Below are 11,095 nucleotides of genomic sequence, written 5' to 3' on the forward strand. Positions count from 1 at the left end.
GCGCTCTGCTAAAATACGCCGCCTTTCCCCCTTTGCAGAAGACGCCGTGGCTTTCACCTGGGTCGATTGGGTCATCATCGCTGTTATCACCCTATCCAGTCTGATCAGTTTGAAGCGTGGCTTCGTGAAGGAAGCGCTTTCGCTGCTCACCTGGATCGTTGCCGGCGTGGTCGCCTGGATGTTCGGTGGTGCACTGTCCCATCATCTCGCCGAATACATCGGTACGCCTTCGGCGCAGGTCATTGCGGCGTGCGCGATACTCTTCGTGGCCACCCTGTTGGTGGGGGCCCTGGTGAATTTCCTGATCGGCGAGCTGATCAGGGTCACCGGACTGTCGGGCACCGATCGTTTTCTCGGCATGGTGTTTGGTGCCGCGCGCGGCGGGCTGCTGATCGTGGTGCTGGCCGGGCTGCTGAGCCTGGCGCCGGTGCAGCAGGACCTGTGGTGGCGCGAGTCGGCCCTGTTGCCGCATTTTCTATTGATCGCCGACTGGTCGAAGAACCTCATTCTCGGGTTCAGCGGCCAATGGTTCGCCGGTTCGCTCGACGTTCCCCGTTGAGCCCTTATTCCACGGAGGCTCGGCGTGCCGCGGCTTCCGGATCAGCCTGTAACAACTGAGAGGTTCCTTGCATGTGTGGCATTGTCGGCATCGTCGGTAAGTCGAACGTCAATCAGGCGCTGTATGACGCGCTTACCGTACTGCAGCACCGCGGCCAGGACGCAGCCGGTATCGTGACCAGCCATGACGGTCGCCTGTTCCTGCGCAAGGACAACGGGCTGGTTCGCGATGTGTTCCAGCAGCGCCACATGCAGCGCCTGGTCGGCAACATGGGCATCGGCCATATCCGTTATCCCACCGCCGGCAGCTCCAGCTCCGCCGAGGCCCAGCCGTTCTACGTCAACTCGCCGTACGGCATCACCCTGGCGCACAACGGCAACCTGACCAACGTCGACCAGCTGACCAAGGAAATCTACGAGTCGGACCTGCGTCACGTGAACACCAACTCCGATTCGGAAGTGCTGCTCAACGTGTTCGCCCATGAGCTGGCGGTGCGTGGCAAGCTGCAGCCGACCGAGGAAGACGTGTTCGCCGCCGTGAGCAAGGTCCATGAGCGTTGCCGCGGAGGCTATGCGGTGGTGGCGATGGTGACCGGCTACGGCATCGTCGGCTTCCGCGATCCCAACGCGATCCGTCCGATCGTCTTCGGCCAGCGCCATACCGATGAGGGCGTGGAATACATGATCGCCTCGGAAAGCGTGTCGCTCGATGTGCTGGGCTTCACCCTGATCCGTGATCTGGCTCCCGGCGAAGCGGTGTACATCACCACCGATGGCAAGCTGTTCACCCGCCAGTGCGCGGATGCGCCGAAGCTCGCACCGTGCATCTTCGAATACGTCTACCTGGCGCGCTCCGACTCCCTGATGGACGGCGTCTCGGTGTACAAGGCGCGCCTGCGCATGGGCGAGAAGCTGGCCGACAAGATCCTGCGTGAGCGCCCCGAGCACGATATCGACGTGGTCATCCCGATTCCCGACACCAGCCGCACCGCCGCGCTGGAGCTGGCCAATCGCCTGGGCGTGAAGTTCCGCGAAGGTTTCGTCAAGAACCGCTACATCGGGCGGACCTTCATCATGCCGGGCCAGGCCGCGCGCAAGAAGTCGGTACGCCAGAAGCTGAACGCCATCGATCTCGAGTTCCGCGGCAAGAACGTGATGCTGGTGGACGACTCCATCGTGCGCGGCACCACCTGCAAGCAGATCATCCAGATGGCCCGTGAAGCGGGTGCGAAGAACGTCTATTTCTGCTCGGCGGCGCCGGCGGTGCGTTACCCGAACGTGTATGGCATCGACATGCCCAGCGCCCACGAACTGATCGCGCACAATCGCACCACCGAAGAAGTCGCCGAGCTGATCGGCGCCGACTGGCTGGTCTACCAGGACCTGGAAGACCTCATCGATGCGGTGGGCGGCGGCAAGGTCAAGATCGAGAATTTCGACTGCGCGGTATTCGATGGCAAGTACATCACCGGCGACATCGACGAAGCCTATCTGCACAAGATCGAACAGGCACGCAATGACCTGAGCAAGGCCAAGACCAACGCCGTCAGTGCGATCATCGATCTGTACAACAACTGATTTGGGAGCGACGGCATGACGGATCAATGGGATGCCGGGCGGCTGGACAGCGACCTCGAGGGTGTCGGCTTCGACACCCTGGCGGTGCGCGCCGGTCAGAACCGTACACCGGAGGCCGAGCACAGCGAAGCGCTGTTCCTGACTTCCAGCTATGTCTTCCGCACGGCCGCCGATGCGGCCGCGCGCTTTGCCGGCGAGGCGCCGGGCAACGTCTACTCGCGCTACACCAACCCCTCCGTGCGCGCCTTCGAGGAGCGCCTGGCGGCGATGGAGGGCGCCGAGCAGGCCGTGGGCACCTCCACCGGCATGGCTGCGATCCTCGCCGTGGTCATGTCGCTGTGCAGCGCCGGCGACCATGTGCTGGTGTCGCAGAGCGTATTCGGCTCGACCATCAGTCTGTTCGAGAAGTACTTCAAGCGCTTCGGTGTGCAGGTGGACTACGTACCGCTGGCCGATCTCGCCGGCTGGGAAAAGGCCATCAAGGCCAACACCAAGCTGCTGATCGTCGAGTCGCCTTCCAACCCGCTGGCGGAACTGGTGGACATCGCCGCGCTGGCCGAGATCGCCCACGCCCGTGGCGTCATGCTGGTGGTGGACAACTGCTTCAGCACGCCGGCGCTGCAGCAGCCGCTCAAGCTCGGCGCTGACATCGTGTTCCATTCGGCAACCAAGTTCATCGACGGCCAGGGTCGTTGCATGGGGGGAGTGGTGGCCGGGCGCAGCGAGCAGATGAAAGAAGTGGTGGGCTTCCTGCGTACCGCCGGCCCGACCCTCAGCCCGTTCAATGCCTGGGTCTTCACCAAGGGCCTGGAAACCCTCAAGCTGCGCATGCGTGCGCACTGCGAAAGCGCCCAGACGCTCGCCGAATGGCTGGAACAGCAGGAAGGCGTGGAGAAGGTCCACTACGTCGGCCTGCCGAGCCACCCGCAGCACGAACTGGCCAAGCGCCAGATGAGTGGCTTCGGTGCGGTGGTGAGCTTCGAGGTCAAGGGCGGCAAGGAGGGCGCCTGGCGCTTCATCGACGCCACCCGGATGATCTCCATCACCACCAACCTGGGCGACAGCAAGACCACCATCGCCCACCCGGCCAGCACCTCACACGGTCGCCTGACTCCGCAGGAACGCGAGGCGGCGGGCATCCGCGACAGCCTGATCCGCGTCGCGGTGGGCCTGGAAGACGTCGCTGACATCCAGGCCGACCTGGTCCGGGGCCTGGTGGCGCTCTGACCGCTCCACTGCGCTGCCGGCCTGCGTAGGGTGGGCAACGGCGAAGCCTTGTCCACGCGTCTGGTGGGCATAAACGCGGATTACCCTTCTTGCCCCCTGTGGGAGCCCGCTTGCGGGCGAACCGCGGCGACGCATGACTGCGATCGCCAGCAAGCTGGCTCCTTACACGAAGTATTCTGCCGCTGACTTGCCCACGCGCCTGATGGGCATAAACGCGGATTACCCTTTTGCCCCCTGTAGGGGCCCGCTTGCGGGCGAACCGCGGCGACGCATGACTCCGACGCCAGCAAGCTGGCTCCCTACACGAAGTATTCTGCCGCTGACCTTGCCCACGCGTCTGGTGGGCATAAACAGGGTTTCACTTGCACGGCGTGCGATAGGCCTGTTCCCGGTGTATGCGGTGCGCGGAGGTGCACCCTGCGGGTAGCGCAAGTGCTGTCCGCTTCACGGCGGCGTTGGGCCTGGCTGAATCTCGACAGTCGCTGGATGTCCGCCTTCTCACTGCCGCAGGTCGATCGCCGGTGCCGGTTCGCCCTGTCCGTCGAAAAGCTGGGTCGGATTGGCCGGCAGGATCGTCGGGCTCGCCGAGTCGGTCTCGATCACCCGGATGTCGCTGTACTTCTTCCCGGACAGGGCGGCCAGGCCGGCACGGTCGCGGATTACCGTCGGGCGCAGGAAGACCATCAGGTTGCGCTTGATGTGGGTTTCCTGGGTCGAGCGGAACAGTGCGCCGAGCAGCGGGATGTCGCCCAGCAGCGGCACCTTCGCATTGGTGCGGGTGACATCGTCCTGAATCAGACCGCCGAGCACGATCACCTGGCCATCCTCGGCGAGGATGGTGCTCTTGATCGCGCGCTTGTTGGTCACCAGGTCCACCGCCTGGGCGGTCAGGCTGGCACTGGGCGCGATCGAGGAAATTTCCTGCTCGATCTGCAGGCGCAGCGTGGCGCCTTCGTTGATATGCGGCGTGACCTTGAGCGTGACGCCGATGTCCTGGCGCTCGATGGTGGTGAAGGGGTTGTTGGCGCCCGAGGCGTCGGTGGTATAGGAGCCGGTCTGGAAGGGTACGTTCTGGCCGACGAGTATCTCCGCCTCCTGGTTGTCCAGGGTCAGCAGGCTCGGGGTCGACAGCAGGTTGCTCTTGCTGTTGGCCGACAGTGCGGTGACCAGTGCGCCGAAGCTGCGGGTACCGATGCCGATGATCGCGCCGTCGGGCAGGTTGTTCGGAATTTCGTTCTCGCTGATGGCGTTCAGTACGCTGCCCACCGAAATGCCCGTATTGCCGAAGCTCACGCCGCCGGCACCACCGGTGCTGCCGCGTGCGTCGATGGCCCATTGCACGCCTAGGGCGTCGGTGATGTCGCCGGAAACCTCGACGATGGCGGCTTCCACCATGACCTGCGCGCGCGGCACGTCCAACTGGCGGACGATGCTCTCCAAGGTGCCGATCAGCTCCGGATCGGCCAGCAGCACCAGGGCATTGAGGCTCTCGTCGGCACGGATCAGGATGTTCTGTGGCCTGCCTGTCGCGGCTTCGCCGCCGTCGGGATTGGTCAGGCCCTCGGAGATGTCGCCGAGGGTTTCGGCCAGCGATCCGGCATCGTTGTGGCGCAGGCGAATCACGCGGGTGTTGGCTGAGCGTGTCGTCGGCGTATCCAGGCTCTGGGCCAGCGCGGAAAGCTTGCCACGTGCGTCGCGGGGGCCGATGAAGATCAGCCGGTTGGTGCGCGAGTCGGCGATGATCTGCACGCCGGACGGGCTTTTCGCTTCGCCGCGGATCAGCGCGTTTCTCAGCACTTCGGCAATGTCCACCGCCCAGCCGTGCTGGAGGTTGAGCACGCCGTAGTCGTCGGTTTCGGCCTGGTCGAGCTGGCGCACCAGGTCCTGGATGCGGGCGATGTTGGCGCTGCGGTCGCTGATGATCAGCGCATTCGCCGAGGAGACCGCGGCAAGGTGGCCGTACTGCGGAACCAGCGGGCGGATCAGTGGAATCAGGTCGACGGCGGACGTGTGTTGCACCTGGATAAGCCGCGTTTCCAGCTGATCGCCGCCGCTGGGGCCGCCGCCGGCTTCGGCTCGGGCTTCGGCGTTGGGTACGATACGCGCGACCTCGCCCTGCGTGAGCACGCTGAAGCCGTGCGTCGCCATTACCGAGAGGAACAGCTGGTAGACCTCGCTCAGCGACAGGGTCGCGTTCGAGACCACGCTGACCTGGCCCTTGACCCGCGGGTCGACGATGAAGGTCTGCCCGCTGAGCTGGCTGATCTGGTCGATGAAGGCGCGGATGTCGGCATCCTTGAGGTTTATGGTCCAGCCTTCCTGCTGGCCAGTGCTGGGCTCGATGCCCGGCTCGGCAGCGCTCAGGGGCAGGGAAGCGGCCAGCAGGCCGGTGACGAGCAGGGCGAGCAGCGATCGCGAGAGGGGCTTGGGCATCGGTCAATCGTCTTCCATGGGCTGGTCGTTGGAGGGCACGGTGTCCGTCGGGTTCACGGCTTCTTCGAGTTGCTGGCGCAGGGCATCCATCTGTTGTTGCATCGCCTGCGTGTCCTGGTCCTGTGGCTCGGCATAGGGTTGTTCGTCCAGGTAGGCCGGCTCGGCCGGGATGTAGTCCAGCGAGCGGACCTGTGGGAAATACAGGGTCTCGACACGGCCATTGCGCAGGATTTCCACCCGGTCCGGATAAACGCCATGCAGGCTGACGCCGCTGTCCAGCGCCTCACCCTGCCAGTAAAGGCGCGGAGGCTGGCCTTCGAGCTGGATGATGGCGCTGGAGCGCTGCGGTTCGGCATGCACGAAGCTGCCCCGCAGCATAAGACCGGTATCGGCGGCTGTGGGTGCGTAGCTTGCATCCGTCGTGGCCGCGCCGAAGAGCGTTTCCAGTCGTTGCAGGTCGGGTTGGGCGAGATTGCCGACCGCTTGCTCGTCGCCTCCTGTCGGGGTCGGGGCGCGGACCAGGCGCAGCCATTGTTCGATCTGCGTGGCCAGGTAGAAGGCGAACGCGCACAGCAGCAGGGCGCTGACGATCAAAGGGATACGGTGCCGGTAGTTGTGCAGCTTTCCTGGCAATGACAAGCGAAATACTCCGTGACGCCTTGTTGTTGGTTCCCTTCATTCGCGGCCAGTCTCGCTTCGGGCGCTACGGACTTTCGAGAACACCTTTGGCGTTGGCGCAGCGAATCCTCAGGACAATGACATCCCGGTTGGCTCTTGGTGCCCCGTGGAGGTTGCAAAGCTGTGCGGCAATGGTAGTCGACCATGTTTTTATGAAAAAAATCCAATGCCGTTGTTGACTTAGCTCCGGGGGGTGAGTAAATTGCGCGCCTCGCAAGGCGATCGGCTGATTAGCTCAGCTGGGAGAGCACCTGCATCACACGCAGGGGGTCGGCGGTTCGATCCCGTCATCAGCCACCAACCTTTGCGAGATTTACGGACGAAAGTCCGGCCGACGCGCAGCGGTAGTTCAGTCGGTTAGAATACCGGCCTGTCACGCCGGGGGTCGCGGGTTCGAGTCCCGTCCGCTGCGCCATATTCGCTCGAGAGCTTGCTGAACGGCTCCGGGCTACGAAAAGCTCCTTCGCAGGCTGTGTGAAACCAGCAGTTTGCGCAGTGGTTCAAGACAATGCCCCGTATCTCCGGAGATACGGGGCATTTTCGTTAGGCTATGTCTGAGCTGGCTGTTGCGGATAGACGTACCCCTGTAGGGAGCGGGCCGTGCCCGCGAATATTCCGGCGCGCAAAGCTTCGCGGGCACGGCCCGCTCCTACGGACGCTCAGAACACCTCGACAATTCGAGCAATACGCAATTGGGACAGAGCCTTTCGTTATGCCTGCTTCAGGGTGATCTCACGGGGCGTTCCCTGAATCGCTTGAAGACCTGGCTTCCGAGAACCGCCTGGTTCGCGTGATCGATGCCTATGTGGCGCGACTGGATCTCTGGGCGCTTGGCTTCGGCAAGGCGATTCCGAAAGAAGTCGGCGGTCAGCCTATGGGTCGGCGGATTTTGCTCAGGTTTTACCTGTACGGCTACTTTCAGTGCATCCGCTCTTCCCGGCGCCTGGAGGTCGAGTGTCAGCAATATCGAGGTTATCCGGGGCTCAATGCAATGCCCTGCCGATAAGCGACTCACGTGCCTTTCATTTGGCGCGCACTTGAAATGCAAACGCCCCGAACGAGTCGGGGCGTTTGTTGACACTGCAGGCCGGGAGTTACATACAGCCTGCGTAGGGGTCTTTCGTTTTACATGTTGGGGTAATTCGGCCCGCCGGTGCCTTCCGGTGCCACCCAGGTGATGTTCTGCGCCGGGTCCTTGATATCGCAGGTCTTGCAGTGCACGCAGTTCTGCGCATTGATCTGGAAGCGCTTGCTGCCGTCGTCGTTGTCGACCACTTCGTACACGCCTGCCGGGCAGTAGCGCTGTGCGGGCTCGTCGTACAGCGGAAGGTTCTTGTCGATCGGGATGTTCGGATCGGTCAGCTTCAGGTGAACCGGCTGGTCCTCTTCGTGGTTGGTGTTGGAGAGGAACACCGAGCTGAGCTTGTCGAAGCTGAGCTTGCCGTCCGGCTTCGGGTAATCGATCTTCTTCGCCTCGGCGGCCGGCTTCAGGCAGGCATGGTCCGGCTTGGTGTCGTGCAGCGTGAAGGGGATCTTGCCGCCGAAGATGTTCTGATCGATGAAGTTGAACGCACCACCCTTGATCGCGCCCCACTTGTGGATCGCCGCGCCGAAGTTGCGGCTCTTGTACAGCTCGTCGTACAGCCAGCTGTTCTTGAAACCCTCTTCGTAGCCGCTCAGTTCGTCGCCGCCCTCGCGACCGGCGAACAGTGCATCGGCCACCGCTTCGGCCGCCAGCATGCCGGACTTCATGGCCGTGTGGCTGCCCTTGATCTTGGCGAAGTTCAGCGTGCCGGCATCGCAGCCGATCAGTGCGCCACCCTTGAAGACCATCTTCGGCAGGGAGTTGATGCCGCCCTTGGCGATGGCGCGGGCCCCATAGGAAACGCGCTTGCCGCCTTCGAGATACTGCCTGATCACTGGGTGATGCTTGTAGCGCTGGAACTCATCGAACGGCGACAGGTGCGGGTTGCTGTAGGAAAGATCGACGATCAGCCCCACCACCACCTGGTTGTTCTCCAGGTGATAGAGGAAGGAGCCACCGGTGTTTTCGTCGTCCAGCGGCCAGCCCGCGGTATGCACCACCAGGCCCTGCTCGTGCTTGGCCGGGTCGATGTCCCAGAGCTCCTTGATGCCGATGCCGTAGTGCTGCGGATCGACATTGGCGTTGAGCTGGAAACGGTTGATCAGTTGTTTGCCGATGTGCCCGCGGCAGCCTTCGGCGAACAGGGTGTACTTGGCCCGCAGTTCCATGCCCGGGGTGAACATGCCTTCCTTCGGGTTGCCTTCGCGATCGACGCCGAGATCGCCGGTGACGATGCCGCGCACCACGCCATTGTCGTCGATCAGCGCTTCCTGGGCGGCGAAGCCGGGGTAGATCTCGACGCCGAGGTTCTCGGCCTGCTGGGCCAGCCAGCGGCACAGGTTGCCGAGGGAAATGATGTAGTTGCCTTCGTTGTGCATGGTCTTGGGGACCAGTGCGGCGGGCAACTTGCTGGCAGTATCGGCGCTCTTGAGCAGGTAGATGTCGTCACGCTTGACCGGGGCGTTCAGCGGCGCGCCGAGTTCCTTCCAGTCCGGGAAGAGTTCGCTCAGTGCGCGCGGCTCGAAGACGGCGCCGGAAAGGATATGGGCGCCTACTTCGGAGCCCTTTTCGACGACGCATACGCTGATTTCCTGGCCGGCATCGGCGGCTTTCTGCTTCAGGCGGCAGGCTGCGGATAGGCCTGCGGGGCCGGCGCCGACGATAACGACGTCGAATTCCATGTATTCGCGTTCCATAGGCTTTCTCCTACTCAGGGCTTGGTTGTTATATAAGATGGAGGGCTATGGTCATTCCCTGACCGAGCCGGGCCGGCGCATTATATATAGACGCTCGGGTCGGTCCAATACAAACGTTTGTTTGAATTTTCCGGAAGCCTGCTAGAATCGCGCAACTGCCGCTTATGACGGGCCATATGCGTTGTTGACCCCGTCCGCAGGGTGCAGTCAAGATACGGACAGTTCGCGCTCGCCGAACAGGGCAACGGCTAATGTACCAAGCCACGAGCAAGGCTCGGTTCGCCTCGGCGAAATTCTATTCACCGGAGAGTAACGAGGAATCCATGAAGGTTCTTGTAGCTGTCAAACGAGTGGTCGACTACAACGTCAAGGTTCGCGTCAAGGCGGACGAGTCCGGCGTCGATCTCGCCAACGTCAAGATGTCGATGAACCCCTTCTGCGAAATCGCCGTGGAAGAAGCCGTGCGCCTGAAAGAGAAGGGCGTGGCGAGCGAAATCGTTGTCGTCTCCATCGGTCCGACCGCTGCCCAGGAGCAACTGCGCACCGCGCTGGCACTGGGCGCCGACCGCGCCGTGCTGGTCGAGTCCAGCGAGGAACTGAATTCCCTGGCCGTGGCCAAGTTGCTCAAGGCGGTGGTCGACAAGGAGCAGCCGCAACTGGTCATCCTCGGCAAGCAGGCGATCGACAGCGACAACAACCAGACCGGGCAGATGCTCGGCGCACTGACCGGTTACGCCCAGGGCACCTTCGCCTCGAAGGTGGAAGTGGCGGGCGACAAGGTCAACGTCACTCGCGAAATCGACGGCGGCCTGCAGACCGTTGCGCTGAACCTGCCGGCGATCGTCACCACCGACCTGCGCCTGAACGAGCCGCGCTACGCCTCGCTGCCGAACATCATGAAGGCCAAGAAGAAGCCGCTGGAAGTGCTGACCCCCGATGCGCTGGGCGTCACCACCACTTCCACCGTGAAGACCCTGAAAGTCGAAGCGCCGGCCGGCCGCAGCGCCGGCATCAAGGTCAAGTCCGTGGCTGAACTGGTCGAGAAATTGAAGAACGAGGCGAAGGTAATCTAAATGGCTATCCTGGTTATCGCTGAACACAACAATGCCGTCCTCGCGGCCGCTACTCTGAACACCGTCGCTGCCGCTGCCAAGATCGGCGGAGACATCCACGTGCTGGTGGCCGGTAGCGGCTGCGGCGCCATCGGCGAGGCGGCCGCGCAGATCGAAGGCGTGGCCAAGGTGCTGGTCGCCGACGATGCCGCCTACGCCAACCAACTGCCGGAAAACGTCGCGCCGCTGATCGCCGGCCTGGCATCCAATTACAGCCACGTGCTGGCGGCTGCCACCACCAACGGCAAGAACTTCCTGCCGCGCGTCGCCGCCCAGCTGGACGTCGACCAGATTTCCGAAATCATTTCGGTGGAAAGCCCGGACACCTTCAAGCGCCCGATCTACGCGGGTAACGCCATCGCGACCGTGCAGTCCAGCGCCGCGATCAAGGTCATCACCGTGCGTGCCACCGGCTTCGATGCCGTGAATGCCACCGGTGGTTCGGCTGTGGTCGAGCAGATCGCCGGCACTGGTGACGCCGGCAAGTCCGCCTTCGTCGGCGAAGAGCTGGCCAAGTCCGACCGTCCCGAACTGACCGCTGCCAAGATCGTCGTTTCCGGTGGTCGCGGCATGCAGAACGGCGAGAACTTCAAGCACCTGTACTCGCTGGCCGACAAGCTCGGCGCGGCAGTCGGCGCCTCGCGTGCCGCGGTCGATGCCGGTTTCGTGCCGAACGACATGCAGGTCGGCCAGACCGGCAAGATCGTCGCGCCGCAGCTGTACATCGC

At 63.3% G+C, this 11,095-nt stretch carries 8 protein-coding genes, 2 tRNA genes and 1 pseudogene; 8 read left to right on the top strand and 3 right to left on the bottom strand.

The genetic code is table 11. The features are described from left to right. The first annotated feature begins 46 nt into the window (after nt 1-46). The 3 genes from IN820_RS09360 (at nt 47) to IN820_RS09370 (ending at nt 3,363) form a co-directional block, all read left to right on the top strand. The gene (locus tag IN820_RS09360) at nt 47-559 is read left to right on the top strand and encodes a CvpA family protein (RefSeq protein ID WP_193680715.1); all 513 of its coding nucleotides are present in this window, start codon (nt 47-49) and stop codon (nt 557-559) included. Nucleotides 560-630: 71 nt separating this feature from the next. Further along, nucleotides 631-2,136: an amidophosphoribosyltransferase gene (purF, locus tag IN820_RS09365; protein WP_193680716.1), complete on the top strand. Its 1,506-nt coding sequence runs from the start codon at nt 631-633 to the stop codon at nt 2,134-2,136. Between the two features lie 15 nt (nt 2,137-2,151). Further along, nucleotides 2,152-3,363 carry an O-succinylhomoserine sulfhydrylase gene (locus IN820_RS09370; protein WP_193680717.1) on the top strand — a complete coding sequence of 404 codons (1,212 nt, stop codon included), beginning with the start codon at nt 2,152-2,154 and terminating at the stop codon, nt 3,361-3,363. A gap of 498 nt (nt 3,364-3,861) precedes the next feature. On the opposite strand, the gene gspD is transcribed toward IN820_RS09370, so the two are convergent. Both gspD and IN820_RS09380 read right to left on the bottom strand, forming a co-directional pair. Continuing rightward, nucleotides 3,862-5,796: a type II secretion system secretin GspD gene (gspD, locus tag IN820_RS09375; RefSeq protein ID WP_193680718.1), complete on the bottom strand. Its 1,935-nt coding sequence runs from the start codon at nt 5,794-5,796 to the stop codon at nt 3,862-3,864. Nucleotides 5,797-5,799: 3 nt separating this feature from the next. Beyond that, on the bottom strand, nt 5,800-6,435 hold the full coding sequence (locus IN820_RS09380) for a type II secretion system protein N (protein WP_193680719.1): 636 nt from the start codon (nt 6,433-6,435) through the stop codon (nt 5,800-5,802). Between the two features lie 263 nt (nt 6,436-6,698). On the opposite strand from IN820_RS09380, the gene IN820_RS09385 reads away from it, so the two are divergent. The 3 genes and pseudogenes from IN820_RS09385 to IN820_RS22575 form a co-directional block, all read left to right on the top strand. Next, a tRNA-Val gene (locus IN820_RS09385) sits at nt 6,699-6,774 on the top strand. 38 nt (nt 6,775-6,812) lie between these two features. Beyond that, nucleotides 6,813-6,889: transfer RNA gene (locus tag IN820_RS09390), tRNA-Asp, on the top strand. A 327-nt stretch (nt 6,890-7,216) separates the two neighbouring features. Continuing rightward, a pseudogene (locus IN820_RS22575) lies at nt 7,217-7,438 on the top strand (IS5/IS1182 family transposase); the annotation flags it as partial. A 161-nt stretch (nt 7,439-7,599) separates the two neighbouring features. Here IN820_RS22575 and IN820_RS09395 read toward each other — a convergent pair. After that, on the bottom strand, nt 7,600-9,255 hold the full coding sequence (locus tag IN820_RS09395; protein WP_193680720.1) for an electron transfer flavoprotein-ubiquinone oxidoreductase: 1,656 nt from the start codon (nt 9,253-9,255) through the stop codon (nt 7,600-7,602). Nucleotides 9,256-9,578: 323 nt separating this feature from the next. Between IN820_RS09395 and IN820_RS09400 the strand changes: the two genes are divergently transcribed. Beyond that, a complete protein-coding gene (locus tag IN820_RS09400) occupies nt 9,579-10,328 on the top strand; it encodes an electron transfer flavoprotein subunit beta/FixA family protein (protein ID WP_193680721.1) in 750 nt (249 codons plus the stop codon). Beyond that, nucleotides 10,329-11,095, top strand: a 767-nt coding sequence (locus IN820_RS09405; RefSeq protein WP_193679831.1) for an electron transfer flavoprotein subunit alpha/FixB family protein, incomplete at its 3' end; no start/stop codon positions are given.

The sequence above is a fragment of the Pseudomonas lopnurensis genome, assembly GCF_015070855.1.
In the GTDB taxonomy this organism is placed as follows: domain Bacteria; phylum Pseudomonadota; class Gammaproteobacteria; order Pseudomonadales; family Pseudomonadaceae; genus Stutzerimonas; species Stutzerimonas lopnurensis.